The sequence below is a fragment of the Methylibium sp. T29-B genome, from assembly GCF_000576225.1.
GTDB classification, from domain to species: domain Bacteria; phylum Pseudomonadota; class Gammaproteobacteria; order Burkholderiales; family Burkholderiaceae_C; genus Methylibium; species Methylibium petroleiphilum.
This window is the reverse complement of the sequence record NZ_AZSN01000050.1, coordinates 1-26,159: the sequence shown is the minus strand read 5'-3', so window position 1 is coordinate 26,159 and position 26,159 is coordinate 1. Positions and strand designations below refer to the sequence as shown.

The 26,159-nt window shown below is 71.1% G+C and carries 28 protein-coding genes, 3 pseudogenes and 2 riboswitches; all 31 genes and pseudogenes read right to left on the bottom strand.

Annotated elements, in window-relative coordinates:
- The coding region (locus Y694_RS10315) for a cobyric acid synthase (protein ID WP_036232125.1) at positions 1-1,130 on the bottom strand (1,130 nt) is incomplete at its 3' end.
- The gene (locus Y694_RS10310; protein WP_036232122.1) at positions 1,127-2,110 is read right to left on the bottom strand and encodes an aminotransferase class I/II-fold pyridoxal phosphate-dependent enzyme; all 984 of its coding nucleotides are present in this window, start codon (positions 2,108-2,110) and stop codon (positions 1,127-1,129) included. The genes Y694_RS10315 and Y694_RS10310, both read right to left, overlap by 4 nt.
- Positions 2,110-3,015, bottom strand: a complete 906-nt coding sequence (gene cbiB / locus Y694_RS10305) for an adenosylcobinamide-phosphate synthase CbiB (RefSeq protein ID WP_036232119.1) — start codon at positions 3,013-3,015, stop codon at positions 2,110-2,112. The genes Y694_RS10310 and cbiB overlap by 1 nt, the downstream gene beginning before the upstream one ends.
- On the bottom strand, positions 3,015-3,584 hold the full coding sequence (cobO, locus tag Y694_RS10300; RefSeq protein WP_036232116.1) for a cob(I)yrinic acid a,c-diamide adenosyltransferase: 570 nt from the start codon (positions 3,582-3,584) through the stop codon (positions 3,015-3,017). Before cobO ends, cbiB begins: the two co-directional genes overlap by 1 nt.
- A 21-nt stretch (positions 3,585-3,605) precedes the next feature.
- Positions 3,606-4,262 (bottom strand): 5,6-dimethylbenzimidazole synthase, encoded by a 657-nt coding sequence (bluB, locus tag Y694_RS25765; RefSeq protein ID WP_255343788.1) that lies wholly within the window; start codon positions 4,260-4,262, stop codon positions 3,606-3,608.
- Positions 4,263-4,343: 81 nt separating this feature from the next.
- Positions 4,344-5,033, bottom strand: a pseudogene (gene cobA / locus Y694_RS25760) (uroporphyrinogen-III C-methyltransferase); the annotation flags it as partial.
- Between the two features lie 28 nt (positions 5,034-5,061).
- Positions 5,062-5,433, bottom strand: coding sequence for a ferredoxin (locus Y694_RS10290; RefSeq protein WP_036232111.1), 372 nt, complete (start codon positions 5,431-5,433; stop codon positions 5,062-5,064).
- Positions 5,434-5,858: 425 nt separating this feature from the next.
- Positions 5,859-6,127: riboswitch (cobalamin riboswitch) on the bottom strand.
- Between the two features lie 47 nt (positions 6,128-6,174).
- Positions 6,175-7,203 carry a precorrin-3B C(17)-methyltransferase gene (cobJ, locus tag Y694_RS10285; RefSeq protein WP_231497624.1) on the bottom strand — a complete coding sequence of 343 codons (1,029 nt, stop codon included), beginning with the start codon at positions 7,201-7,203 and terminating at the stop codon, positions 6,175-6,177.
- A 23-nt stretch (positions 7,204-7,226) separates the two neighbouring features.
- A pseudogene (locus Y694_RS10280) lies at positions 7,227-8,047 on the bottom strand (CbtA family protein).
- Between the two features lie 12 nt (positions 8,048-8,059).
- Positions 8,060-8,254, bottom strand: a complete 195-nt coding sequence (locus tag Y694_RS10275) for a CbtB domain-containing protein (protein ID WP_036232108.1) — start codon at positions 8,252-8,254, stop codon at positions 8,060-8,062.
- A gap of 58 nt (positions 8,255-8,312) precedes the next feature.
- Positions 8,313-8,603: a hypothetical protein gene (locus Y694_RS10270; protein WP_036232105.1), complete on the bottom strand. Its 291-nt coding sequence runs from the start codon at positions 8,601-8,603 to the stop codon at positions 8,313-8,315.
- Positions 8,591-8,944, bottom strand: coding sequence for a hypothetical protein (locus Y694_RS10265; protein ID WP_036248260.1), 354 nt, complete (start codon positions 8,942-8,944; stop codon positions 8,591-8,593). Before Y694_RS10265 ends, Y694_RS10270 begins: the two co-directional genes overlap by 13 nt.
- 101 nt (positions 8,945-9,045) lie before the next feature.
- On the bottom strand, positions 9,046-9,444 hold the full coding sequence (locus tag Y694_RS10260) for a cobalamin biosynthesis protein (protein ID WP_036232099.1): 399 nt from the start codon (positions 9,442-9,444) through the stop codon (positions 9,046-9,048).
- Positions 9,441-10,211, bottom strand: coding sequence for a cobalamin biosynthesis central domain-containing protein (locus Y694_RS10255; protein ID WP_036232096.1), 771 nt, complete (start codon positions 10,209-10,211; stop codon positions 9,441-9,443). Before Y694_RS10255 ends, Y694_RS10260 begins: the two co-directional genes overlap by 4 nt.
- Positions 10,212-10,227: 16 nt before the next feature.
- A complete protein-coding gene (cobI, locus tag Y694_RS10250; protein WP_036232093.1) occupies positions 10,228-11,031 on the bottom strand; it encodes a precorrin-2 C(20)-methyltransferase in 804 nt (267 codons plus the stop codon).
- Positions 11,024-12,340: a bifunctional cobalt-precorrin-7 (C(5))-methyltransferase/cobalt-precorrin-6B (C(15))-methyltransferase gene (locus Y694_RS10245; protein ID WP_036232090.1), complete on the bottom strand. Its 1,317-nt coding sequence runs from the start codon at positions 12,338-12,340 to the stop codon at positions 11,024-11,026. Before Y694_RS10245 ends, cobI begins: the two co-directional genes overlap by 8 nt.
- The gene (locus Y694_RS10240) at positions 12,333-13,457 is read right to left on the bottom strand and encodes a cobalt-precorrin-5B (C(1))-methyltransferase (RefSeq protein ID WP_036232087.1); all 1,125 of its coding nucleotides are present in this window, start codon (positions 13,455-13,457) and stop codon (positions 12,333-12,335) included. Before Y694_RS10240 ends, Y694_RS10245 begins: the two co-directional genes overlap by 8 nt.
- On the bottom strand, positions 13,454-14,140 hold the full coding sequence (locus Y694_RS10235) for a precorrin-8X methylmutase (protein WP_036232084.1): 687 nt from the start codon (positions 14,138-14,140) through the stop codon (positions 13,454-13,456). The genes Y694_RS10240 and Y694_RS10235 overlap by 4 nt, the downstream gene beginning before the upstream one ends.
- Positions 14,137-15,039, bottom strand: coding sequence for a sirohydrochlorin chelatase (locus tag Y694_RS10230; protein ID WP_036232081.1), 903 nt, complete (start codon positions 15,037-15,039; stop codon positions 14,137-14,139). Before Y694_RS10230 ends, Y694_RS10235 begins: the two co-directional genes overlap by 4 nt.
- A complete protein-coding gene (cobM, locus tag Y694_RS10225; protein ID WP_036232078.1) occupies positions 15,036-15,833 on the bottom strand; it encodes a precorrin-4 C(11)-methyltransferase in 798 nt (265 codons plus the stop codon). The genes Y694_RS10230 and cobM overlap by 4 nt, the downstream gene beginning before the upstream one ends.
- Before the next feature lie 4 nt (positions 15,834-15,837).
- On the bottom strand, positions 15,838-16,479 hold the full coding sequence (locus Y694_RS10220; protein WP_036232076.1) for an energy-coupling factor ABC transporter permease: 642 nt from the start codon (positions 16,477-16,479) through the stop codon (positions 15,838-15,840).
- 23 nt (positions 16,480-16,502) lie between these two features.
- Entirely contained in the window at positions 16,503-17,795 is a 1,293-nt protein-coding gene (locus tag Y694_RS10215) for a cobyrinate a,c-diamide synthase (protein WP_036232135.1), read from the bottom strand.
- A gap of 142 nt (positions 17,796-17,937) precedes the next feature.
- Positions 17,938-18,561 (bottom strand): ABC transporter ATP-binding protein, encoded by a 624-nt coding sequence (locus Y694_RS10210; protein ID WP_231497625.1) that lies wholly within the window; start codon positions 18,559-18,561, stop codon positions 17,938-17,940.
- Positions 18,459-18,722, bottom strand: coding sequence for a hypothetical protein (locus tag Y694_RS25755; RefSeq protein WP_231497623.1), 264 nt, complete (start codon positions 18,720-18,722; stop codon positions 18,459-18,461). Before Y694_RS25755 ends, Y694_RS10210 begins: the two co-directional genes overlap by 103 nt.
- A complete protein-coding gene (locus tag Y694_RS10205; RefSeq protein ID WP_081782217.1) occupies positions 18,719-19,780 on the bottom strand; it encodes an iron ABC transporter permease in 1,062 nt (353 codons plus the stop codon). The genes Y694_RS25755 and Y694_RS10205 overlap by 4 nt, the downstream gene beginning before the upstream one ends.
- Complete coding sequence (locus Y694_RS10200) at positions 19,777-20,712, bottom strand: ABC transporter substrate-binding protein (protein WP_051495693.1); 936 nt, start codon at positions 20,710-20,712, stop codon at positions 19,777-19,779. The genes Y694_RS10205 and Y694_RS10200 overlap by 4 nt, the downstream gene beginning before the upstream one ends.
- A complete protein-coding gene (locus Y694_RS10195; protein ID WP_036232073.1) occupies positions 20,709-21,287 on the bottom strand; it encodes a bifunctional adenosylcobinamide kinase/adenosylcobinamide-phosphate guanylyltransferase in 579 nt (192 codons plus the stop codon). Before Y694_RS10195 ends, Y694_RS10200 begins: the two co-directional genes overlap by 4 nt.
- Before the next feature lie 7 nt (positions 21,288-21,294).
- Complete coding sequence (locus Y694_RS10190) at positions 21,295-22,620, bottom strand: cobyrinate a,c-diamide synthase (RefSeq protein ID WP_036232070.1); 1,326 nt, start codon at positions 22,618-22,620, stop codon at positions 21,295-21,297.
- A gap of 18 nt (positions 22,621-22,638) precedes the next feature.
- The gene (locus tag Y694_RS25750; RefSeq protein WP_231497622.1) at positions 22,639-23,727 is read right to left on the bottom strand and encodes a TonB-dependent receptor domain-containing protein; all 1,089 of its coding nucleotides are present in this window, start codon (positions 23,725-23,727) and stop codon (positions 22,639-22,641) included.
- 81 nt (positions 23,728-23,808) lie between these two features.
- The gene (locus Y694_RS25745) at positions 23,809-24,369 is read right to left on the bottom strand and encodes a TonB-dependent receptor (RefSeq protein WP_231497621.1); all 561 of its coding nucleotides are present in this window, start codon (positions 24,367-24,369) and stop codon (positions 23,809-23,811) included.
- 194 nt (positions 24,370-24,563) lie between these two features.
- Positions 24,564-24,825: riboswitch (cobalamin riboswitch) on the bottom strand.
- 49 nt (positions 24,826-24,874) lie between these two features.
- Positions 24,875-25,776 (bottom strand): annotated as a pseudogene (locus tag Y694_RS10180) (IS630 family transposase); the annotation flags it as partial.
- Positions 25,777-26,159: the final 383 nt, after the last annotated feature.

Here is a 26,159-nt window from a genome sequence, read left to right as displayed (position 1 = left end):
GGCAGCAGGCCCAGGCCGGGCAGCGGGCCGTAGGCCTCGCCGTCCACGCCCTCAGGGTCGTCGAGCACCCGCCCCAGCATCTGCAGCCCGCCGCAGATGCCCAGTACCGGCCGGCCGGCGTGGGCGTGCGCGACGATGGCGCGGTCCAGCCCCTGGGCGCGCAGCCAGGCGAGGTCGCCGCTGACCTGCTTGGAACCTGGCAGCACGACGCAGTCAGAGCCGTCCAATTCTGCGGCGCTGCGCACCCAGCGCGGCGCCGCGGCACCGGCCAGCGACTGGAACTCGTCGAGGTTGCTCAGGTGCGGCCAGGCGACGATGGCGATGCGCGGGCCCGATCCGCCGCCGGTTGGAGCCGCGTACAGGCCGTCTTCTTCGGGCAGCCCGTGGTCGCGCTTCATCGGCAGCACGCCCAGCAGCGGCACGCCGGTCAGGGCCTGCAGCTGCTCGGGGCCTGGCGCGAGCAAGGCCGCATCGCCGCGGAACTTGTTGAGCACGAAGCCCGTCAGCGCCGGGCGCAGGTCGTCGGGCAGCAGCGCCCAGGTGCCGTGCAGGTGGGCGAAGGCACCGCCGCGGTCGATGTCGGCGACCAGCAGCGCGCGCAGGCGGCCCCTCGCGCCGGCAAGATCGCGCGCCCAGCGCGCAGTGCCCAGGTTCACGTAGTCCTGCGGCGCCAGGTTGATCTCGGCCGGTGAGCCTGCGCCTTCAATGACGATGGCGTCGTGCCGCGCGGCCAGCCGCACGAAGCTGTCCCGTGCCGCCGTGGCCAGCAAGGCGCTGCGTTCGCGCCAGCCCATGCGCGAGAGGGCGGCGTTGGCTTGGCCCTGCAGCACCACCTGGCTGGCCGTGTCGCGCTCGGGCTTGAGCAGCACCGGGTTCATGTCGACGTGCGGCGGCACGCGCGCGGCCAGGGCCTGGAAGTACTGGGCCGAGCCGATCTCGCCCAGGGCGCCCCCGCCGTCCGTGAGACCATCGGCATGCACCGGCACGACGCGCGCGTTGTTGCTCATGTTCTGCGCCTTGAAGGGCGCCACGTCCAGGCCCTCGCGCGTTGCCCAGCGGCACAAGGCGGTGGCCAGCAGGCTCTTGCCCGCGCCGCTGCTGGCACCCCAGACCATCAGGGCGATCTTCATGCGGCGTTCCGCTGGGCGGCGTCGATGCCACGCATCAGCGCCTCCTGTGCATGCGGCGGCTGGGCCGAGACGCGCCAGCAGCCCGGCAGGCCGAACGAGGCGGTGTCACGCACGGCAAGGCCCTCGGCGCGCAGGCTCGACAGGTCCAGCGGCTGCGGCGGGCGCGTGATGAAAAAGGGCGTGACGCTGGGCCGCAGCGAGAAACCACGTTCCGTGAGGCGGCGCTGCAGGTCGGACTTCCACGCTGCCAGCGTGTCGAGCGAGTGCGCGACCCAGGCCTGGGCCGCAGGCGTGGACCAGCTCAGGAGCATCGCCTCCGACTGCGCCGACAGCGGCCATGACGGCGCGGCTGCCTCCAGGGCTTGGCACAGCGCCTCGCTGTCGTAGGCGGCAGCGAGGGGCGCCACGGCGTAAGCACCGCGCACGCCGGTCAGCCCCAGCGCCTTGTTGGGGCTGTGCAGCACGAAGACCGCATCGAGGGTTTCGACCCGCCATGCGCAAGCACCTTCGAGGCGCAGCGGTGCATAGACCGCGTCCAGCACGGTCGGACGGGCAGCGTCTCGTCCACCCGCATCGCCGTCTTGTCCCAGCGGGCTCGTCGGGTCGGCCCGCCAGCACAGCGTCGCGATTTCGTCGTCGCCGGTCAGTGGCCGGCCCCAGGCCGCAGCCGCCGCCGCATAGTCGCCGTAGGCGTGAGCCGGCACGCTCACCGCGCCCGGCCACAGCCGGCCGCTGACGGCGGTGATGCGCTGGATGAACTCGCTCGCGCTGGCGGCCGGGAGGATGCGTCGCGGCTCGACGCCGTGCAGCTTGGCCAGCGCCTGGCGCACCACAGTGGCATTGGGGTCCGGGTAGCGGGTCGGGTCCGCGGCCCGCACGACCGCCAGCGCCTGCGGACAGGGGCCGGCCGCGTTCGCGCAGGTGGAGAAGTCCCAGCGCGGTGATCCCTGGGCATCGGCGCCGCCGTGGATGCGCGCCATCACGGCCTGGCCCCACCGACGAACAGTAGTACCGCCACCGCCAGAACGAAGGCCCCGCGTGCGGCGCAGCTGGCCGCGTGCAGCGCACGGCTCACCGCGCCCGCATCCGGCGCCTGGCCTGCGGCGTTCAGCACGTACGCGCCGGGCTTGCCCAGGCGCACGCCGAGACGCAGGGCCATCGTCGCCATGGGCCAGCCGCCGTTCGGCGAAGGCGTGGCCCGGGCTTCGCGGACGAGTGTGGGCCACGCGATCGACGGCCGCCACAGCAATGCGGCCGTGATGCGCGCCGGCACCCAGGCCAGCACGTCGTCGGCACGCGCCGCCCACTTGCCGGCCCACTCCCAGCGGCCGCGGTAGCCCCACATCGCGTCCAGCGTGTTGGCGGCGCGCCAGGCCCAGGCGCCGGGCAGGCCGGCCACCGCGAACCAGAACAGCGGCGCCACGAGCGAGTCGTTGAGGTTCTCGGCCAGCGTCTCGATCGCGGTCTCGCGCACGGCGGCGTCGTCCAGCTGCCTCACGTCACGGCTGCACAGCCGCGACAGGCGTTCGCGCCCGGCGTCCAGGCTCTGGCCCAGTGCGACCTCGACGGCCTGCACTTCGTCGTGCAGCACGCGCCAGGCGAAGCTGGGCTTGAGCGCAAGGCCGAGCAAGGGAGCGGCCAGCCACGCCGGCTGCTGCCGGATCCACTCCTGGATTGCCCCCGCGCTTGCGAACACCGCGCCCACGGCCAACACCCACGCGGCGGCGCCGCCAGCCAGCGCCGCCCAGGACCGCAGCGCGGCCAGCCGCCGACCCAGCGGCGCCATCAGGCGCCCGAACCAGGCCACGGGGTGCCAGCGGTTGGCCGGTTCGCCGAAGCGCCTGTCGAGCGCCCACGCCAGCAGGATCGCGGCGGCCCCGAGCATCAGTCCTCGATGCCGCGCTGGGCCGGCACGCCGGCCTGGTGGTGGTGCTTGATCAGCGCCATCTCGGTCACGGTGTCGGCCAGCGCGATCAGTTCCTCGGGCGCGTCGCGCCCGGTCAGGACCACGTGAACCTGGGGCGGACGCTCGCGCAGGCACGCGAGCACTGGCTGCAGCGGCAGCCAGCCATAGCGCAGCGGGTAGGTGATCTCGTCGAGCACGATCAGGAAGTGCGCTCCGGCGCGGAGGGTGGCCTCGGCGCGCGTCCAGCCGTCGCGGGCGAGCTGCGCGCTGCGATCGAGGTCGCGGCTCTTCCAGGAGAAGCCGTCGCCCAGGCCCTCGATGGGAACGCCCAGCTGCTCGAACACGCGGTGCTCGCCGAAGCGCGCGCTGGGCACCTTCATGAACTGGTAGATCTTCACCGCCTTGCCGCGGCCATGTGCGCGCAGCGCCAGCCCGAAGGCAGCGGTGCTCTTGCCCTTGCCGTTGCCGGTGTGCACGATCACCAGGCCGCGCCGTTCGCCGGCGGGGCGCTCGTAGCGCCGCTCGCTGGGTGGGGGTTCGACCTGCATCGCTCGCTCCTTCGATTGGGTTCAACCCGCCTGCTGACCCTGCTGGCCCCAGCGGTCGACGAAGAGCAGCTCGGCCAAGGGCCGACCGTCTCGCCAGCCTTCGAGCTCGAGCATCGGCGCCCCGTAGAACTGCCTGACCGGCCCCAGGCACAACACGCCCAGGGCCAACGCGCCCTCGGGCAAAGCCAGCAGCTCGCCCAGCGCCGCGGGATCGAACATCGAGACCCAGCCCAAGCCGAGGTTCTCGGCGCGCGCGGCCAGCCACAGGTTCTCGACCGCGCAGCCCACCGAGCACAGCGCCATCTCCCGGGGCAGTGTGCGCCGGCCGAACACGGTGCCATCGTCGGGTGCGAGCACCGCAACCAGCAACTCCGCGCAATCGCGCACGCCTTCGACCTTCAGGCGCAGGAACTCGTCACGGCGCTCACCCAGCGCGTCGGCAGTGGCGCGCCGTTCGCCGTCCACCAGCGCTGCGATGCGCTCGCGCACGACGGGATCGAGCACCCGCACGAAGCGCCAGGGCTGCATCAGCCCCACCGATGGCGCGGCGTGGGCCGCATGCAGCATGCGCTGCAGCACCGCGTCCTCCATGGGCGTGCCGCGCGCGAAGTGCCGCATGTCGCGCCGCGCGGCCAGCACGCGGTACAGGCTCGTGCGATCCGCAACGTTGAAGTGCAACCCCGGCGATGGCAGCTCGGTGGTGCCGGCTGCTGGCGCGGGTGCGCCATCGTCCTGGACGAAATGCGGACTCAACGACACCGTCTCGCCGATGATCAGCAGCCCCGGCCGGGGCCCATACGCCGGCGCCTGCTCGGCCAGCGCGGCCAGGCCCATGGCCCAGACGCGCTGCCCTTCGCGCGTGCCGTCCTGCACGATGGCCGCCGGCGTGCCGGCGTGGAGCCCGTGCGCGATCAGCGCCCGTGCGATGGCCGGCACCCGCTCGACGCCCATGTAGAAGACCCGCGTCTGCCGCGGCCGGGCGAGCGCCGCCCAGTCCAGTTCCGGGCTGCTCCCGGCCAGGTGGCCCGGCAGGAAGGTGCACGAATGCGACAAGTCCCGATGCGTCAGCGGAATGCCCGCTGTTGCCGCACATCCGTTGGCCGCGCTGACGCCCGGCACCACCTCGAACGCCAGGTCCTCGGCCTGGAGCGCCTGCACCTCTTCTCCGCCGCGCCCGAAGATGTGCGGGTCGCCCCCCTTCAGGCGCACCACGCGCCGCCCCCGGCGCGCCTGCTCGACCAGCACGGCATGGATCTGCGCCTGCGTCATCATGTGGTGGCCCGCGGCCTTGCCGACGTAGATGCGCTGCGCAGCCGGCGGGATCAACGCCAGCACCTCGGCGTCGATCAGCCGGTCGTGCACGACCACGTCGGCCTGCCGGATGCGGTCGAGCGCACGCAGCGTCAACAGGTCTGCCGGGCCGGGCCCCGCACCGACGATGCTGACCATGCCGGCATGGGGATAGGCGGCGGTCGCTTCAGCAGTCATCGCCGGCCCCGCCGCAACCGCTGCCATCGGGACCGCGGTGGAACACCAGGTCCTCGACCACCCGGCCGCCGACCAGGTGATGTTCGACGATGCGGTCCATGTTCGCGGGCGTCGCGTTGTAGTACCACACGCCATCGGGCTGAACGCACAGGATCGGGCCGCCCCGGCAGGCCGCGAAGCAGCTCACGCGGCTGCGCTTCACGCGCAGGTCGCCCTCGTGCAGGCCGGCTGCCTTGAACTTGTCGCCCAGGCTGTCGAACAACATCTGTGACTGGCCGTCCTGCGTGCAACGCGGGCCGGTGCAGACCAGCAGGTGGCGGCGGTAGTCGCCGATCTTGGGTTTGTCGATGGGTTCGGTCATGACGAGGCCTCGGGGATGTTCGCTGGATCACGTCGACGCTGCTGTTCTGCGTCAGCAGGTCGGTCAATTCGCGCGAGGGCGTGTGCTCGATGTCCTGCGCGTCGATGATCTCGATGCGTTGCGGCGTGTCTTCCAGGCGCGACGCCGGTGCGCCGGCCCGTGACGACGACGGCCTCGAGCGAGGCCGGCTCGTCGGCGCACGCCGCCGTGCTCGCCAGCAGGCAGCTCAGGGCACTGGCCGCGGCCAGCGGTGACAGGAAGGGCCCGGTTCGGGCACCCGGTTCGGTGGTTCTCACGTGGCATCAACTCCAGCAGCGACCCGCTGCACGGGATGGAGCGACGCCCACGCGCGCAGGCGTGGTTCGGTCGCCGCCATCCGCTCCCCGCGGCTGGTCGCATCGCGATCACTGCCACGGCGAATGCCGTGGCAGCGCGACGCCTCAGGCCGGTATCCGGGCTCGCGAGTCTCGGTGCACCGCCTACCCAGGCGGCCCGCGTACGTCGTCTCGACGACGACATCACGTGACCACCCAGTGGCTGGCGCTTGATCGCTCAAGCGCCGTGACACACCGGCACTCGCCTACCGTTGCGGGGGCAGCCGGGGATTGCGGCCAGCGTCTTGCGCTGGCCTACCCCATTCCCGTTTATCCCGAATCCATCACTGGCTCCGGGCACCTGGGCGTTTGCGATGGGCTTCCCGGAGGAAGCCCATCGTGGTTCGGTGTCTATGGTGCGTTCTCCTCAGCCTTCGTTGTCTTCCGCCGCCGCTTCGGCTTGCGCGTCGACGGGCTCGGCCAGCGTCGCCGCGATGTAGTCCGCCGGCAGGCGATGCCGCGCCGCGAGCTGTTCGACGCTCTCGCCAGCGGCGTGATCGGCCATCAGATTCTCGAGCCAGCCGTTCAAGCCGGTGGACAGCGAGCGCCCGGGCTTCTCGCCCTCGCGCGTGGCGCCGCCGTTGGCCAGGTCGTACTTGTTGGTGTAGCCACGCGGCGTGACCATCAGGCCATGCCGTACGATGGTGTTGCTGTTGCCGATCAGCACCGTGCTGAGCATGCCGATGTCGGCCTCGCACATCGTCGCCAGCGTGCGGAAGTCGATGTGCTGGCGGCGCCGGTAGGCGCTCTTGACGATGGCCACCGGCGTGTCGGGCCGGCGGTGGCGCAGGAACAGGCGCTGCGCCTCGACGATCTGGCGCGTGCGCCGGCCGCTCTTGGGGTTGTAGAGCGCGACCACGAAGTCGGCCATCGCCACCGCGTCGAGCCGCCGGGCGATCACCGACCAGGGCGTGAGCAAGTCGCTCAACGAGATCGCGCAGAAGTCGTGCGTCAGCGGCGCGCCCACCAGCGCCGCGCAGGCGTTGAGCGCCGACGCCCCGGGCACGATCTCGACCTGCACCTCGTCCTCGGGCGTCCAGCCGGCCTGGAACAGCACCTCGTAGGTGGGGCCGGCCATGCCGTAGACGCCGGCGTCGCCCGATGAGATCAGCGCGACCTTCTTCCCGGCGCGCGCCGCCTCCAGCGCGCTGACCGCGCGGTCCAGCTCCTCGGTCATGCCCTTGCGCACGACCTCCTTGCCCTCGATCAGGTCGGCCACCAGCTTGATGTACGTAACGTAGCCCACCACTGCGTCGGCCTCGGCGATGGCCTCTCGCGCGCGCTGCGTCATGTGGCCCACGCTGCCGGGACCGATGCCTACCAGCATGATTTTTCCGGGCCGCGCGGCGCCAGCCTGGGGCTGGCCGGCGGTGGAATTCGGGGCAGGGTTTGTCATGAACCCGGTTCCTGGCATGAGTATCAAAGGCTGCGCAGTGCCGTCAGCGGCTGCTGCAGCCGCCGCCGGAAAAACCAGCCGCAGGCCAGGCCCAGGCTGAGCCACAGGACCACCGACATCCAGGTGGTCACGAGGATGAACTGCGTGCCCAACTGCTGCAGCTGTGCCCTGGCCCCAGCGCTGAAACCGGGCAGCGGGTCGCCCTGGAACTCGGGCGCGCCCACGACGAAGGGCAAGGCCAGCAAGGCCGCCGCCACGAGCCAGCGCCAGGGCTTGTCCGCGAAGGCCGTCACCGCGCAGGCGAGCGCGGCGCTGGCCGCGGCCAGGGTCCACCAGCCTTGCCGCGCGTCGAGCGCGGCCGCCTCCATGCCCGGAATCTCGGCGCGCAGGCCCAGCGAAGGCCACAGGTGAACGTGAGCCAGCCCGCCGCCGCGACCGCCAGGCCCAGCAGGACCGGGCGTGCCGGCGTGCCGCGGCGCCAGACCCACAGCGACATCACCGCGAACACCAGCAGGGCCATGCTGAAGCCATGCAGCACGTTGGCCGCCCAGGTCCATGCGGCGCGTTCCATGCCGTCGGCGGGTTTCCATTCGGCGGCCTCCTGGCTGGCACGGTCGCCATGGTCATGGGGCGCGACGCCAGGCGCTTGCGAATGCGCATGCGCCTGGACCGCGGCCGGCGCCGCCTGCTTGGCGGACGCGGCTTCCTGCGCCGCCTTCTGGTCCTCGAAGACCTCCGCCGCGAGGATGATGGGGACCGCCTGCCACTGCTGCAGCGCAGTCTGCACACTGCCCACCAGGATGGCCGCGCCCAGCGCGACCCAGATCAGTCGTGTGAACAACATGGCGCCTCCCGTTCAATGGCAGGGCTTGACGGTCACGTGGCGTACATCGTGAGCCGCGTTGTGCGCCAGGGGGCTTTCCGCGAAAGCCACGCCATACAGCACGACCAGCCCGAGCGCTGCCGCGGCGGCGATCTGGCCGAGCACCAGGCGCGCCGCGGAGGAACCCGCGGCGGCGGTGGAAACGGAGGAGGAGATGGGAGCGTTCATTGGGTTTTACTTTCAGGGTTGGACTTCAGGTTTCGATCAAAAATGAGTTTTGCGAAGGTCAGAAGCCGATGCCGTACCAGCCAAAGCCGACGGTCCGGTGGTGCCGGCCGGCGGTGAGGTCCAGCGCGAAACGCTCGGGCGCGACCCACCAGCGGGCGCCCACGTTGCGCTGGGAGGGACTGCGGCGCACCGCCATGACTTCGGCGACCAGCGTGAGGGACGGCGTGGCCTCCCAGCTGAGCGCGAGGTTGAGCAGTGGCTGCGTCGTGTGGACGGCATGGTCGGTCTCGAAGCCGAGGTTGCCGTGCACCGAGGCCGATTCGCCGGCTTTCCAGGTCAGCAGCCCCATGGCGCCCGAGGATGTGGGCGCCCATTTGGGCGACTCGCGGCCATGCGCGGTGCCGCGCCACGCTTCATGCCCCAGTTGAATGCACCGGACTTCCAGGCGGGATCGACCCACTTGACGGCCAGGCCGCTTTCAAGGCGCGTGCCGCCGTCGGGCACGGTGCGCGCCAGTTCCAGGTTGATCTCCACCGCGTCACCCACGCCGCAGGCGGGCGACACCACCCAGGTCCGCTCCCGGGTACTCGAATTTCGCTCGGCCCAGCTCTCGACCTGGCAGGTGGTGGCCCCGGCGGTCCCGGCGTCGTCGGTCCCGAGCGGGCGCCCGGCATGGGCCGCCTGCGGCACGAGCCCCAGCAGCGCCGCGGCGCACAGGGGGGTGCAAAAGATGACTGCATCGTTCCTGCTCCTTTCTTGCTCGTCGTTCGGATCTCCGGGACAGGGGGCGGTCACGATGGCTCGCACCTGGCCACTGAAACTGTCGCGTGGCGGCCATCGCCGCCGCGGCTTTTCTGCTTCTCCACCAGCAGCGCAGACATCGGCGCGCTGGCCGCCAGCAGCGCCGCCGCCTCCGACACCGAAGGCGTGCCGATGTGCCTGCGCACCGTCTCCGAGGGATTGGGCACCGGCACCTGGGCAAGCCTGGCCGCCGGGTGGAACTGGACGGTCCAGCCCCGCCGCGCGGCAAAGGCGAGCAAGCCCCCCTCGTCCGCCTTGAGGTCCACGCTGGCCACCGCCACCACGTCGGCATGCGTCACGCCGGCGCGCGCCAGCGCCTCATCCACCGCCTGGGCGATGGTTTCGGCCGGGGTTCCGCGGTCGCAGCCGATGCCAAGCGCCACGTTCATGCCTGCGCCTCGTGCGGCGGCCGGTACACCACCAGCCGTTCATGCAACTGCTGCCAGCGCTCGGCCGCCACCTCGGCATGCGTCACCCAGAGCACGGCGGCGAAGCGCGCGAGGTCCACCTCGTCGAAGCTGGCAAAGCGATGGATGTTGGCGGGCAGCGGCGTGGGCCGGGCCCACCAGTTCGGGCTTCCGGCCTCCTGCACCACCGCGATCGGCTCCCCATTGACCACATGGGCCGAGACCCGCGTGATGTTGAGCTTGGGCGCCTCCACGGTCCAGCCGAGTTCGCGGCCCAGGATGTCGACCGGGATGGTCTTGCCGACATCGGAGGCCGTCGTGAGGACCGGCGTGGCGCCGACCAGCGCAGCGACCTGCTCGGCGCAGGCGTTGGCGCCGCCCACGTGCCCCGACAGCACCGGGATGACGAACCGGCCCGCGTCGTCGACGACGGTGATGCCGGGGTCCTCGTCCTTGCCCTTCAGGTGGGGCGCGATCAGGCGCACCACCGCGCCCAGCGAGACGAAGAAGACGAGCTGGTCGAAGCCGGCAAACAGCGGCGCGATCTCGTCGCGCAAGGCGCCGCTGTACGCCTGCACGGCATTGGGCAGGCCCACGAAGGCCGGCGCGAATTTCACGGCCGTGCACACCTGGGCATGGGGCAGGGCGCGCGCGAGCTCGGCGGCCTGGCCCGCGCCATGCTTGGTGATGGCGACGATGCAGATGCGCGCGGCAGTGGCCGCGGCGAAGGGGGTCGGGTCTGTGGTCATTCGATTTCCTCGGCGTTCACCAGGAGGCCGGCCGGCTCGGCGGCGCCCGGCCCCGACTTTTCAGACAGCCGCGCACCCGCTCGCCGCGCACGCGCAGGGGGTTCTTCAGGATGATGAGGGACAGGTAGCTGACCTTCACGCCGCGCAGGCTGAGCAGGTCGGTCACGACGCGCTCATCCGTCGCGCCGCAGCGCTCGATGAACTTCGCATGGCCCAGCAGGCCACGCCGCTCCAGCCAGTCGATCAGGTCGTCCATCAGCGGCTTGACCTTGAGCAGCACCAGGGTGTCGAAGTCGTTGAGCAGCCGGTCCACCGCGCCCACGCCGTAGGCGGCCGGCACCAGGGCCACCGTGTCGTCCTGCTCCGCGAGCGGCAGGCCCTGCGTGGCGCACGCGGCGGTGAACGCATTGACGCCCGCGACCACCTCGACCACGGCCTGGTCGTCCAGGGAACGCACGGTACGGGCCAGGTGGCCGAAGGTCGCGTAGGTGGAGGCGTCGCCCTCCACGAGGAACAGCACGTCCCCCCCGGCCTGCAGCAGCGGCAGCACGGTCTGGGCCGCGCGCAGCCAGCTGCGCGTGAGCTTGATCTCGTCATGCGTCATGGGAAACAACAGGGGCATGTGCTGGTCCACCGGCGTCAGGCCGGACCGCGCAACGATGTCGAAGGCGTAGCTGGGGGTCTTCATGCTGCGCACCGGGTAGGTCCACACGGCGTCGCGGCGCTCCAGCAGCGCCCAGGCACGCCGGGTGATCAGGCCCGGATCGCCGGGGCCGAGGGAGACGCCGATCAGGCGGCCCATGCGGACGGCATCAGTCATCGGTGCTCTCCTTGTCTTGCACCGTGGTGCCAGCCTGCGCGCAGACGATCCACACCGGGTTCTCGGCGGCCATGCGGTGCATGTGCAATATGGGCTTGCTGCGGGCGGCCTGCAGCTGCAGCACGTCCCACTGGACGCCCAGCGCCCGCAGGGTCTGCGTGGCGCTGGACAGGTTCTCGAGGGTGACAAAATTCATGACCAGATGGCCGCCGGGCACGAGCCGCCGCAGGCACAGGGCGATCAGCTCGTCCAGTTCGCCGCCCGACCCTCCGATGAAGACGGCGTCCGGATCGGCCCACGCGTCCAGTCCGTCCGGCGCCTTGCCATGGACCAGCGTGTGGTTGCTCACGCCGAAGGCCGCGCTGTTGCTGGCCGCGATGGCCGTGTCCAGCTCGTTTTTCTCGATGGCCCAGACATGGCCCTGCGGGCACAGCCGCGCGGCCTCCAGCCCGACCGAACCGGAGCCGGCGCCGATGTCCCACACCACGCTGTCGGCGCGCAACTGCATCCTGGCCAGCGAGACCGCGCGCACCTCCTGCTTGGTGATAAGCCCCTTGTCGGGCTGACGCTGGTTGTACGCGGCATCGGCGAGGCCTACGCGCACCGGGTTGGGCCGGGGGCGGGCGCGCCAGAGCAGCACCACGTTGGGATCGGCGAAGGTCCGGTGCGCCGCGTCCTCGGGCGACAGGTCCGCCCACACCCGCTCGTCGGCGGTGCAAAGACGCTCCGCCACGGCCATGTGGAAGTCTTCGCCCTGCCCCTGCGCGAGCAGCAGGCGCGCGACGCGGCCGGGCGTGTTGTCCGGGCTGGTCAGCACCGCCAGGCGGTCGTGCACGCGCAGGGCCTGCGCCAGTGCATACAAGCCATGGCCGGGCGGCGCGCCCACGGTCCATTCACCGGCATCCTTGCTGTGGATGGAAATGATCCTCGCGTCCTGCCAGACCAGGCCCACGCGGGCACAGGCCAGCTGCAGCGTGGAAACGTTGGGCAGCACCTCGATCGCCTCGATGCACAGGCGTGAGGCCAGGTAGCTCGCGATGCCGTGGCACAGCGGGTCGCCGGTGGCCAGCACGACCACCGCCTGGCGATCGCTGCGCGCCGCGCGTATCCAATCGGGCACGGCGCCGAGCCGGCCGGTGAGGTCGTGCCGCACGGCTTGGGGCGCGATGTCGTCGTCGAACAGCGCCAGCGTGCGCGCACCGCCGATTACCACGTCGGCACGGCGCAGGTGGGCCAGCGCGGTGGCGCCAAGGCTGGCCGCTCCGTCGTCGAGCACGCCGATCACGCGGCAGGGTTGGGGGTCAGTCATCGCGTTCTTCCATTGAGGAAGCCTCGGCAATCTTGTGGCCATCGAAATCGCAGACCAGCACCTGCAGGCGGAAGCGGTCGGCGTAGCGGTCAGGCGCGGTCAGCGTGCTCACGACATTGCGCGCCAGCGCGGTGTGGAACTCGGCGAGCAGGCCCAACGCCTCCATGCGCTCGGACGCGAACCGCGCCGTCACGTTGGCGGCGATCGCGGCGCACTCGTCCGCCGGGGCGCCGATGCTGGCCGCCAGCTCGGCCAGCAGGCCTGTGTCCACCTCGGCACGGTTCGCATGGGTGATGGTCTCGCCCTGCGCGATCTTGGTGAGCTTGCCCACCATGCCGCCGATCACCACCTCGCGCAGGCCCTCGGCCACGGCCGTGTCCAGCGCGTAGCGCAGGAAGTCGCCCATCTGCACGAAGGCAGCCGCCGGCAACTCGGGCCGCTCTTTCATCGCGAACTGCTCGGTGCGTCCGCCGGTGGTGAGCACGACGACACCGTGACCGAGGGTGGCGGCCACCTGCACGCCCTGCACCACACTGGCCCGGTAGGCCGAGGTGGAATACGGCTTGACGATGCCGGTGGTGCCGAGGATGGAAATGCCGCCCAGGATGCCCAACCGGGCGTTGAGCGTCTTCTTCGCCATCTCCACGCCCTGCGGCACCGAGATCGTGACCTCCAGGCCGGCTTCGTCGAGCAGCCCGCCGGCTGCGGCGCGCACGTTGTCCTCAATGTTGCGACGAGGCACCGGGTTGATCGCCGGGCCGCCCACTTCGAGGCCCAGGCCGGCCATCGTGACGGTGCCGACACCGAAGCCGCCCAGCAGCACGACCAGTCCGACGCGGTCGCGCAGCACGCGCACGTCGGCGGTCAGGTGGGCCTTGTCGGTGCAGTCCGGGTCGTCACCCGCGTCCTTGATGACCGCGGCGTGCGCCGTGTCCGCGTCGCAGCGGCCGTCTTGCACCGCGAAGTGCACGAGGTCGCCGTTGGGCAGCAGGGACTCGACCGTCTCGGGCACCGCACCGTGCACCAGTCCCAGCACCGCCGCACGCGCGGCCGCCGCCGAACACGCACCCGTGGTGAAGCCGGTGCGCGTGCCGCGCTTGACGGTCTTGTCCATCATGGCGCGGCGTGCTCCCCGCGCTGCTGAGCCTCGGCCAGCGCCAGCAGCGCGTGCAGCACCGCCACCACCAGCGTCGAGCCGCCCTTGCGCCCACGGATCACGATCCACGGGATGTCGACCAGCTCCGCCATCAGCTCCTTGGACTCCGCAGCCGAGACAAAACCCACCGGCATGCCCACCACCAGCGCCGGGCGCACGCCTTCCTCACGGATCAGGCGCACGAGTTCGATCAGCGCGGTGGGCGCGTTGCCGACGCCGACGATCGCCCCGGCCAGCAGCCCCTGGCGCTGCGCCTTGCGCATGGCCTGCACGGCGCGGGTCGTGTCCTCGGCCTTGGCCGCCTCGATCACGTCGGCATCGCTGATGAAGTGGTGCGCACGCATGCCGAAGTGGGCCAGGCGTGGTGCCGACAGGCCCGAGCAGATCATCTCCACGTCGGCCACGACGGGCGCGCCGCCGCGCAGCATCGCGGCAATGCCGGCCCGCACCGCCTGCGGGTGAAAAGCCGCCAGGCCGTTGAACTCGAAGTCGGCATTGGCGTGGATCATGCGCCGCACGATCGGCCATTGCTCCGGCCGGTAGGCATGCGGGCCGACCTCGTGGTCGATGATCGCGAAGGAGTCGTGCTCGATCGCCTGGCCGGCGCGCGTGAGCTGCTCGGTGACGGTGTTGACGCTGCTCATGGGTGTGCGTGGTCGTGCCCGTGCGCGTGGTCGTGCTCGCGGTCATGGCAGTACGCCGCCACATGGCCGTGTCCGGTCGGCCCTCCGTCGTGGTGGTGACCTTCCCACTGCGCCGCTTCCTCGCTGACCGGGACCGCCTCGAGCCGCCCCGCCAGCAGACCCTGCACGCGATCGGCGAGCAGCCGGGCGACCTCCGGTTCGAAACCGAAGTACGAGCCCAGCGCGAAGCGCTGCTGCGGGTACTGCACCCGCAGGTGTTCGACCTGGCGGCCGATGCGCTGGATCAGCGTGCCGGTGAACAGGTAGTACGGCAGCACCACGACCTGGCGCAGGCCCAGCAGTGCCTGGCGCTGCACCACGCGCTCCAGGCGAGGGAAGGTGATGCCGGTGAAGGCCAGGTCGACGATCTCGTGCTGGCTCTCTTCCTGCAGCCAGCGGGCCATCTTGGCCATCTCGCCGTTAGCCTGCCGGTCCGACGATCCGCGCCCGAGCAGCACCACGCCCGTGCTCAGCGGGTCGGGCATGTCCAGGCGCCGCATGCAGTCGCGCAGCTGGCGCTGCAGGATGGCCAGGATGGGTTCGCACACGCCCAGGTGCGGCGCGTAGTCGAAGCGCACGCCGGCAAAGCGTTGGCGCGCGCGGGCGATGTGCGCCGGGATCTCCATCTTCACGTGGCCTGCGGCATTGAGGATCAGCGGCACGACGAGGACGCGCTGCGCGCCTCGCGCGGCGCGGGCCAGGCCCTCTTCCACCTCGACCTCGGCGAACTCGATGAAGCACAGCTCGATGCGCCAGGCCGGGTGCTGGGCGCGCCAGCGCTCGGTGAAAGTCTCGATCTCGTCGTTGCCGGCCTTCTCGCGCGAGCCGTGGCCCACCAGCAGGATCGTGGTGCTGTTCATTTGGAGATCTCCGGTGTGGCGCTGGCCCGACGGAAGCGGTGCGTGAACGCCGCGTCGTAGAGCCTGGACTTGGTGAGTTCGGGCCAGTGCCGCGCCCCCAGCGCGGGGCTGGCGATGACCATGGCCTGGCTGACGATGCCGGCCTCGCGGCAGCGCTGCTTGATGTCGGCCAGCGTGCCGCGCACGATGCGCTCCTCGCCCGGCCAGCTGGCCTTGTGCACGACCAGCATCGGCGCGTCCTCGGCCCAGCCGGCCTCGCGCAGCGCGGCCTCGATCTTGTGCAGCAGCGTGATCGACAGGAAGATGCACAGCGTGCAGCGGTGGCGTGCCAGCTCGGCCAGCGATTCGCTCTCGGGCATGGGCGTGCGGCCTTCGACGCGGGTGAAGATGGTGGTCTGGGTGACCTCGGGCAACGTGAAACTCTCCACCGCTGCGGCGGCCGAGGCCATGGCCGAGGACACGCCGGGCACCACGCGCACGGGCACTCTGGCCGCGTCCAGCGGCTGCACCACTTCGATCAGCGTGCCGTAAAGTGCCGGGTCGCCGGTCTGCAGGCGGACCACGGTGTCATGCCGCGCGGCCTGGGCGATCAGCCAAGCGGCAATCTCGTCCAGGGTCATGTCCTTGGAATCGGCGATCGCGCAACCCGCAGGCGCCCAGCGCGTGGCCGCCTCATTGACCAGCGAGCCCGCGAACAGGATGGCACCGGCGCGCGCGATCAGGTCGCGGCCCTTGACCGTGAGCAGGTCCGGATCACCCGGCCCCGCGCCGACGAACCACACGGTGCCCGCCACCGCTTCAGCCCAGCGCGCGCGGCGCGAAGCACGCCGCCAGCAGCGGTTGCCGTCGAGCCTGCTTGATGGCCCACAGCACGCCGAGCGTGAACACCGGCTCGCAGGCTACCAACGCCAGGTAGCTGGCCGCAAAGCGCAGCCATTCGGTCAGAGGCGTGGCGGTCTGGCCCAGCGCCAGCCAGAAACCGACCATCAGCACGACACCGGCGTAGTAGGTGCCGTCGAGCTTCAGGATGGTCTTGACGTCGACACCCTTGCCGAGGTCAACCAGCCTGCGGCTCAGCACGTGATGCAGCGCGATCAACGGCACGGCCAGCGACAGCGTGTTCACCGACAGGTGCACCAGGTCCTGCGGCTCGAAAAGCGGGCCCTGCATCAGCAGCCCGAGCCCGAAGCCGAACAGCGTGGGCAGGAAGCCGAAGGCCAGGTAGATCGGCATCGCGCCGACGAAGTGCAGTTCCGAGGGCCCGACCTGCAAGTGGAAACTCTGCATGAACAGCGAGAAGAACGCCGCCGCCAGCAGCGTGCGCAGCCACAACACCGGCGACTTCAGCACCTGCGGCGCGTAGGCCCCCAGCACGCCGGTGGCCGCGACGGTGGCGAACAGAATCTTGGCCTGGGACAGGACGCCGGGTTCGATGTGCATCGGAAGTCTCCTTCAATGACGGTTCAAGGACGGAACAGGGCCGCGACCGCAGCCGGGTTGGATGGGAAGTACAGGTGCAGGAACGAGGCATGCAGCCGGCCCGCGCGGTACAGCGCCTCGGCCCGGCCGTGCTGGCGCTGGGCCTGCGTCATCGCAAGGGGCACGAGCGGCGTCTCGATCAGCGCATGGTGGAAGGTGTGGCCGCGCAGCGTGCCTTCGGGCAACTCGGCCGACTGCAGCCCCAGGTTGGCGAGGCGTTTCTGCAGCACGCCTCGCCCCGGCAGCAAGCCCCACATCGGCGCCGCGTGGCCTTGCGCGTCGGTCAGCGACTCCAGCAGCGCCAGCATGCCGCCGCACTCGGCGACGATGGGCCGGCCCTGCGCGTGATGGCGTTGGATCGACGCGCGTGTCGCGGCGTTCGCCACCAGTGGTTCCAGATGCAGTTCCGGATAGCCGCCGGGCAGGTACACGCTGTGAGCGACCTGCGGCACGGGTTCGTCGGCCAGCGGCGAGAAGAACAACAGCTCAGCGCCCAGCGCCCGCAGCGTGTCGAGGTTGGCTCGGTAGGCGAACGAGAACGCAGCGTCGCGGGCCACGGCCACGCTGACGCCCGCCAGCAGCAGCCCCGCCGCGGCCTCTTCCGCTGGCGCGTCGAAGTGCACGACCGGCGGCAACGGGGGTTGTGCGGCACCGAGCGCCTGCGCGGCACGCTCGATGCGTTGTTCGATGTCGTCCACCTCGCCGGCCTGCACCAGGCCCAGGTGGCGCGACGGCAGGGCCATCGCTTCGTCGCGCGGCAAGGCACCGTACCAGGCCATGCCGGCCGGCAGGCTCTCCTGCAGCATCCGCTGGTGGCCCTCGCTGCCGACCCGGTTGGCCAGCACGCCGGCGAGTTGCAGGCCATCGCGGTAGCGCGCGAGGCCCAGCGCCAACGCGCCGAAGGTCTGGGCCATGGCGGCACCGTCGATCACCGCCAGCACGGGCAGCCCGAAGCGCAGCGCCAGGTCCGCGCTGGACGGCGTGCCGTCGTGCAGGCCCATCACGCCTTCGACCAGGATCACGTCAGCCTCGCAGGCCGCGCGGTACAGCAGCTCGCGGCAATGCGCCTCGCCGCCCATCCACAGGTCCAGCTGGTACACCGGCGCCCCGCTCGCGCGCTCCAGCACCATCGGGTCGAGGAAATCGGGCCCGGTCTTGAAGACGCGGACGCGCCGGCCCTGGCTGCGGTGCCAGCGGGCGAGCGCCGCCGTGGCCGTGGTCTTGCCCTGGCCGGACGCCGGAGCGCCGATCAGCAGCGCCGGGCTGGCTGCGGCCATTCGGGTCACCGCTGCACCGATCGGCAGGTGACTGGGCGCGGCGTGCCCGCGAAGTGCGGCCGCGAGCAGCGTGGGCGCTTCCAAGGTCCGGAAGTCGGCTGGGCGCTGCGGGCGATGCTGCACGATGATGTCCATGACGGCTCTACTCCTCGTTCAGTGCCAGCGCCACGCGCGGGTGCCCCTGCGGATCCGCTTCGATCCGGATGGCCCCGTCGAACACCTCGGCCAGGGCTGCCTGCACGCCGCGGTCGCCGGGTGGCCCGTCGGCGCGCAGGTGCCCGCGTACCAGCACCAGCAGGCGGTCCGCCTGCAAGGCGATGGGCAGGTCGTGCAGCACGGTGAGCACGGCGCGCGGCTGTTCCGGATCGCGCGCCAGGCGGCGGAACAGGCGGGCCAGCGCCACCTGGTGCGGCGCGTCGAGGTGGGAGGTGGGCTCGTCGAGCAGCAGCCAGCGGGCTTCGGTCGCCAGCACGCGCGCCAGCAGCACGCGCTGGCGCTCGCCGCCGGACAACTCGTGCAGCCGGCGTGCCTGCCACGGCGTGCATTCGGTCAGGGCCATGGCCCGATCCACCGCCGCGCGGTCGGGCGCTCCGGGCGTGCCCAGCAGCCCCAGACGCGCGATGCGGCCCAGTTCCACCGTCTCGCGCACCGTGAGCTCGCCGGTCACGTCGCCCTGCTGTGCCAGCCACGCCAGCTGGCGTGCGCGCTCGGCCGGCCGCGCGGCATGCAGGTCCAGGCCGTCGAGCGTGACGCGTCCTGCCGCCAGCGGCTGCAGGCCGGCCAGCGCACGCAGCAGCGTGGACTTGCCGGCGCCGTGGGGCCGACCAGGGCGGTCCAGCCCGTGCCGACGCGCAGATCGACCGCCTCGAGCACGTCGCGAAGGCCCAGCCGCACACGCACGCCGGCAGCTTGGAGCATCGGCGTCATGGTGTCGTGCGCTGCCTCAGCAGCCAGAAGAGGTAGCCGCCGCCCAGCACCGCCGTCACCACGCCCACCGGCAGTTCCCGCGGAGCCACGACGGCGCGCGAGATCACGTCGGCCACCAGCAGCAGCGTGGCGCCCATGCCGGCGCTGGCCACCAGCAGCCAGCCGTGCCGGCCCGGTGCATGGCGGCGCACCAGGTGCGGCGCCACGAGGCCGACGAAGGCCACCAGCCCGGCCTGCGAGACGGCCAGCGCCGTGCCCAGGCTGAGCATCAGCACCAGCACGAGGCGTACGCGGCCCAGGTCCAGGCCCAGGCTGACGGCGCTGTCTTCGCCGAGCGTCAGGGCGTCCAGCGCGCGTGCGTGCCGGTGCCCCATCAACAACAGCACCGCTAGGCCGGCGGCCATCAGTGCCAGCGCGTTCCAGCCGAGGAAGCTGGTGCTGCCCAGCATGAAGGCCTGCTTGCCGCGCAGCGAATCGGGCTCGACCACGGTGATGAGGTCGCTGACGGCGCCCAGCAGCACGCCGACCACCACGCCGGCCAGCAGCAGCCGCAGCGTCTGCACCGCGCCGCGCGCCAGCGACAGCGTCAGCGCCACGCCCACCAGCGCGCCGATGAAGGCCGCCGAGACCAGGCCGACGCGTTCGATCCAGACCACCGTGGACAGGCTGATGTAGGCGCCGCCCAGCGACGCCGCGGCCAGCACCAGCACGACGCCCAGGCCCGCGCCCGCCGCGCTGCCCAGCAGATAGGGATCGGCCAGCGGGTTGCGGAACAGGCCTTGCGCGAGCGCGCCCGACAGGCCCAGCAACGCGCCGACCAGGGCCGCGCCCAGCGTGCGCGGCGCGCGGATCTGCCCCAGCAGCAGACCGGCATCGGGGCCCTGCAGGTCGGCCCACAGCGCACGGGGCGAGAAGCCGGCCGAGCCGGTGGCCAGCCCCGCCGCCAGGCCGAGGGCGACGGCCAGCAGCAACCACAAGGCCAGCCGGCGTCGGCGCGGTGCGTCGACCTCCTCGGTGAGCGGGTCCATTGCCAGCGCGGCGGGCAGCAGGGCGCTCATCGCAACCCCGTCGACGCCGTGCCCAGCCGTACCAGGCAATCGGCCAGCAGCCCGGCCGCTTCGCCCAGGCGCGGGCCGGGGCGGATCAGCATCTCGTACTGCGCGGTCTCGAAGCCGCACAGGCGCTTGTCGCGCACCGCGGCCAGCGCGTTCCAGCCCGGCCGGTCCACAAGCGCGGACTGCTCGCGCTGCACGCCCATGATGACGTCGGGCCGGGCGCGCACGACGAATTCGGGGTTGAGCTTGGGGAACGGCCCCAGATCTGGCGGCACGATGTTGGCCATGCCCAGCCGTGCCAGGGTCTCGCCGATGAACGACACGGTGCCCGCCGCATAGGGCCCGCCGCCGATCTCGAAGTAGACGCGCTGGCCGCGCATCGACGGCGGGACGCGCGCTGCCGCGGCATCGACCTCGCGCGTCAACCGTGTCCACACGCGCGCACCCTCGTCCGGCGTGCCCAGCAGTCGCGCCACGACATCGAGCGTGCGCCGCACGTCGGCGTAGCTCTCCGACTTCAGGCGCACGACGGTGAAGCCCAGCACCTCCAGCCGCTCCATCGAGCGCGAGGCGGGGGAGGCGAGGATCAGGTCGGGCTTGAGGGCGGCGATGGCCTCGATCTGCGCATCGTCCAGCCCGCCCAGGTGCGGCAACCTGGCCAGGTCGGCCGGCCAGTTCGAATAGCGGTCCACGCCCACCAGCTGCGGCCCGACACCCAGGACCCAGGCCGTCTCGGTGAGCGAGGGCAGCATCGACACGATGCGCTGCGGCGGGGCGGCCAGGCGATGCGCGATGCCGCGGTCGTCGCGTACGACGATAGCCTGGGCTTGCACGGCAGCAGGCCTCAGCCCGGCCAGGCCCGCGACGATGGCAGCCAGCGTTGCCAGCCGGCGCAGGGTGGTTCGCCGCGGCAGCGGCGTGTGGGCTGGGGTCATCGATCGTCCTTCACGCGCAGTTCGCAGCCCGCGACCATCAGCGTCACGCGGACGCAACGCTGCGCCACGGCTTGGTGCAGGTGGCCCAGCGTGTCGACACAGGCGCGGGCCTCGCGCGACATCGGCATCACGCCCAGGCCGATCTCGTTGGACACCAGCACCAGCGGCGAGGTACTGGCCTGCAAGGCGTCGAGCAGGGATTCGCGTTCGGGCGGCCACATGGTGGTCTGCATGGCGGGCTGCATGGGCGACTGCGGCGGCGGCATCAGCCACTGCGCGAGCCACAAGGTCAGGCAGTCGACCACCAGCAGGTGCGCCGGATCGGCGAGCCGGCGGATCGCATCGCCCAGCCCCGTGGGCGCCTCCACGCGGGCCAGCGCCGGCACGCGCGCCGCGCGGTCCGCGCGATGGCGCGCGATGCGCTGCGCCATCTCGTCGTCACCGGGCAGTGCGGTGGCGACCAGCGTGGCGCGGCGCGAAGGGTCGGCAGCCAGCCAGGCGGCGGCACGTTGTTCGGCCGTCCGCGACTTGCCGCTGCGGGCGCCGCCGAGGATCATTTCATGGGCTGCGTTCATGGGCGCCTCACGACCACAGCGGCGCCGGCAGGAACAGCCGCGCCGCCGCCCGCGGTGACGACGCGAACCACGGGTGGAACCAGCTGGCGCGCAGGCTGCCGCGCTCGTAGACCGGTTCGCCCGCACCGGCGGCGATGCCGAGGGCCGGCTCGGTGTGCGCGCTGGCCGGCAGGGGCGTCTCGAAGCGCGACCAGTGGAAGCTGTGGCCCCGCAGTGCAGCCTGGTCGTGGCCGGGCAACTGCAACTGGTGCGACCCGAGGGCGGCCAGCCGCCGCCCTAGCACGGCGGTGCCGGGCAGCAGGCCCCAGAGCTCGTGCGTTCGTCCTTGAGCATCCACCAGGCGCTCGGCCGGCGCCATCATCCCGCCGCACTCGGCCCAGACCGGGCGGCCCGCGCGGACATGCTCCGTGATCTGCGCCCGCAGATCCGTCAGCCCAGCCAGCTCGGCGACATGCAACTCGGGGTAGCCGCCCGGCAGCCACAGCGCGTCACAGTCCGGCATGCTATCGCCGGCCAACGGTGAGAAGGGCAGCACCTGCGCACCCAGGGCCTGCAGCACGGCGACGTTGGCCGGGTAGACGAAGGCGAAGGCCTCGTCGTTCGCCAGCGCGATGCGCAAGCCGTCCAGCAGGGGCGGCAGCGCCTGGGCCGGCCCGGCGGCCGGTGCCTGCCACACGGGCCAGTCGGACGCGATGCGCTGCCCCAGCGGGGTGGTGGCCAGCGCATCGGCGGCGGCATCCAGGCGCGCCAGCACATCGCCCGATTCACGCGGCATGCGCAGGCCGAGGTGGCGTTCGGGCAGGCCGAATGCTTCGTTGCGCGGCAGGTGGCCCAGCCAGTGCCGAGGCTCGCGCAAGGCCGTCTGCAGCATCGCAGCGTGACGCGCGCTGCCCACGCGGTTGGCCAGCACGCCGGCCCAGGGCAGCGCGGGCTGCCAGGTCTGCAGGCCATGCGCCACGGCGGCAAAGGTGCCGGCCATCGCGCTCGCGTCGATGACCGCCACAACGGGCATGCCGAAGCGCTGGGCCAGGTCGGCCGCGCTCGGCTGGCCGTCGAACAGGCCCATCACGCCTTCGACGATCACGAGGTCCGCATCGGTGGCCGCTGCGAACAGCCGGCGCGCGCAGTCTGCATCGCCATTGATCCACAGGTCCAGCGAATCGACCGGCTGCCCGCTGGCGGCCTGCAGCCACAAGGGGTCCAGGAAGTCGCGGCCACACTTGAAGCAGCGCACCCGGCGCCCCTGGCGCGCATGCAGGCGCGCCAGTGCGGCCGCCACCGGCGTCTTGCCCTGGCCCGAGGCCAGGGCGGAGATCAACAGGGCGGCAGCCATCGCGCGATCCTCACCCGGTCACATCGTCCAGCGCAGCGTGACCTGGCCGTTGCGGCCGGCGGTCGAGTAGTTGCGCGCCAGCGCGTAGGGCTTGTCGGCGAGGTTGTCGATGCGCGCTTCGAGCGTGAGGCCCTGCATCAGCGACTTGCCGAGGTAGACGTTGACCAGCCCGTAGCCGCCCAGCACCTGCGTGTTGGCAGCGTTCTCGTAGCGCAGCCCCGCCGCCTGCACCTCGGTGCCCACCGTCCAGCCGGCCAGCAGCGTCTCGGCGCCAAAGGTCGCCAGCCGCTTGGCGCGGCGCTGCAGGATCTTGTCGGTGTCGAGGTTGCGCGGGTCGTGCCAGTCCAGCGAGCCGCGCAGCGTCAGGCCGGCCACTTGGGTGCGGCCCGCGAGCGTCACGCCTTCCAGTCGGGCGTGTCCGACGATCTGGTAGCAGCCGAACGCGCTGACGCAGGCTCCCGGCGAGCCGAAGGCGATCAGGTTGGTGATCTTATTGCGCCACGCCGTGAGGCTGGCCTCGCTGCCCGCGGCGGCCCAGCGCAGGCCCAGCTCGACGTTGCGGCCCGATTCGGGCACCAGCGAGGCGTTGCCGTATTCGCTGAAGCGCTGGTACAGCGTGGGCACGCGGAACGACGTAGCGGCCGATGCCGTCACGCGCCATTGCGGCATGAACACCCAGCCCCAGGCCAGGCTGCCGGTGCTCTTGCCGCCGAACTCGCTGTCCTGGTCGCGGCGCACATGCGCCTGCAGGCTGTGGTCGCCGAAGTCACCGCGCCAGCCCAGGCCGATGGCGTCCTGATGGCGCTTGCCGCCAAAGGCCGCGCCAAAGGCGGTGGCGGGATTGAACAGCTCGTCGCTGCGCCGCTCGACCGTGCCGGTGAACCAGTTGCTGCCCACGCGCCGCTCGTGCAGCAGCGTGACGTCGTCGAGCGTGGTTTCCGTGCGGTAGAAGCTGGGCTGCGTCTCGTAGGTGCTCTTGGTCTGGCCCAGCTGCAGCCGGGTCGTCGCGTCGGGGTTCCACTTGCCTTGCCAGGCCACGTTGGCGGTGCGCAGCGTGTGGCGGTTCTGGTCGTCGGTGGTGGCCGAGCCGTCGTAGCCGGACTTCAACTTGCTCGCGAGCAGCGACGCATCGATGCGGTGTTCGGCGTTGATCTGGTAGCCGACGCGCCCCTGGACGGAACTGCGCGTCTAGCCGTCCTTGTCGGGGTTGTGGCCGAACGCTCCGGGTTTGGTGGCATCGAAGCCGTCGCTGCGGCCGTGCGCAGCGGACAGGGAGTAGTTCAGCGCATCGGCCGACTCGCTGACCCCGACCTGCCCTTGCACCGTGTTGTAGGAGCCGAGCGTCAGCGAAGCCCTGGAGCGCACGGGACCGCTGCCCCGCTTGGTGAAGAGCTGCACGACGCCTGCGACGGCATCGGAGCCGTACACCGCGGCCGCCGGCCCGCGCACGAGCTCGATGCGATCGATCTGATCAAGCGGGATCTGTTCCCAGGCGGCGCCGCCGGTGGACTGCGAGTCGACGCGCACGCCGTCGATGTAGACCGCGGTGTGGCGCGTTTCGCTGCCGCGGATGAAGAGGCTCGTGGATGTGCCCGGGCCGCCATTGCGGGCGAACTCGATGCCGGGCAGGCGTGCCAGCAGATCGGCCACGCCGATGACGCCGCTGCGCTCGATGTCCTCGTGGTCGATGACCGAGATGTCGGCCAGCACGGAAGAGATTGGTTGCGGCGTGCGGTTGGCCGTGACCACGACCCGCTCGAGGGTTGCGGGCGACGAAGCCTGAGCGAAGGCGCAGGGTGAAGCGAAGAGAGGGGAGAACGGGACGAGAACGGCGACGGCGCGAAGCGCACGGCCAGAGGCAGTCGATGTCATGGCGAAAGAAGATGAGCCAACCGCGCCCTGCCGCTTCCCCGCGGCCTTGCGCCTTACGGCGCGCCGACTGCGCGGAGCGCCACCTCGTTGGCCGGTATCCGGCTGACGGAGACTACCCGTGACGCCTTCCCAGATCGCATCGCGCGAGGCGATGCACACCCAGTGGCATTGAGTCACGAGCCGACAAGCCGGATCCATGATGGCTTGCCGTCCGCTTACCGTTGCGGGGGCAGCTCAGGTTAGGGGCCGGCCATGCGGGCCATTCCCTCCCTGATTCCCGTTGAACTGTCTCAGCGGAACGCCTTGACGAGCACCAACGCTATTAGTGTATACCGTACTCGCAAAATCAAGCAAGTAGCCCTACGCTCGGGCTCGATTCGGGACGCTCGACTTGGTTCAGCCAAGAGCTGTAGCTTGGGATGAAGTGCATGTGCCAGCGCGGGCGCGCTGCCACCCAGGCCCTGACCTTGGGATGCTTGTGGCTGCTGTAGTTGTCAACGACGCAGTGCACGTCGAGCTCGGTCGGCACGGCCTTGTCGATCGAGCGCAGAAAGGCCAAGAACTCCTGATGCCGATGGCGCGGATTGCACTCGGCCAGGATCGCCCCGTTGAGCACGTTCAAGGCCGGAAACAGTGTGGTTGTTCCGTGGCGAACGTAGTCGTGCGTGACGCCCTCGACATACCCGAAGCTCATCGGCAGAAGCGGCTGCGCACGCTCGAGCGCCTGGCATTGACTCTTCTCGTCGACGCACAGCACCAAGGCGTTGTCGGGCGGGTTCAGGTACAGGCCCACGACGTCGCGCAGCTTGTCAATGAAAGACGGATCGGTGGACAGCTTGAACGACTCGCTGCGATGCGGGTGAAGGCCCAGCAGCTTGAAGTAGCGAAGCGATGAACGCTCGTGGGCGAGATCGTCGTCTCCGCGGCGATGCTGCGCACGCTCCAGTGCGTCGCCCCACCGGCGGGTTTGGTGTGCAGCATCTTGGTGATCAGTTCAGCGACTCGTTCGTCATCGATGGTGCGCGGCTTGCCGGGACGAAGCCGGTCGTACAGGCCGTTGATGCGACGCTCGATGAAGCGGCCTCGCCACTTGCCGGCCGTCGCGCCCGTGATCTGCATGCGCTCGGCGATCTGGCTGTTCGGCTCGCCCTCGGCCGCAGCCAGCACGATGCGCGCGCGCAGCGCCAGCGACGCGGGAATCGAGCGCGAGCGCGCCATCGAACTCCGCTGAGAACGTTCGGCCTCGGTGAGCACGAGTTCAGCCTTCGGTCGTGCCGTCGGCATGTCGGAGTCTCCTGCCCCAAAGATACCGAAAGCCGACGCAAGACATATGCCACGCATTAACGGAACGGGACACTGATATGGTCGCTTTAGTCAATCTGTTGATGGATTCATAGGCAAGCGGCCTGGGGTGATGCGGCACAAGTCTGTTGCTGCGACGATGGATCAGACTGATATCCGTGGGTTGGTCACCACCGTGCATCTTTCCGTCGTGGAAGCTGCCTCGCTCTAGGTGCGCAGGTTGCCCGAGGGCCTCCTGCTCATAGTGTCGTTGAGGGTTCTTCCTACCGTGAGTCGTGCCGCATCACCGCAGCCCGCTTGCTGTCCGTGTTCAATGAACTACTGCCGTTGCCGGGCTCGCCTGATGGGCTATCGCCCAGACGAAG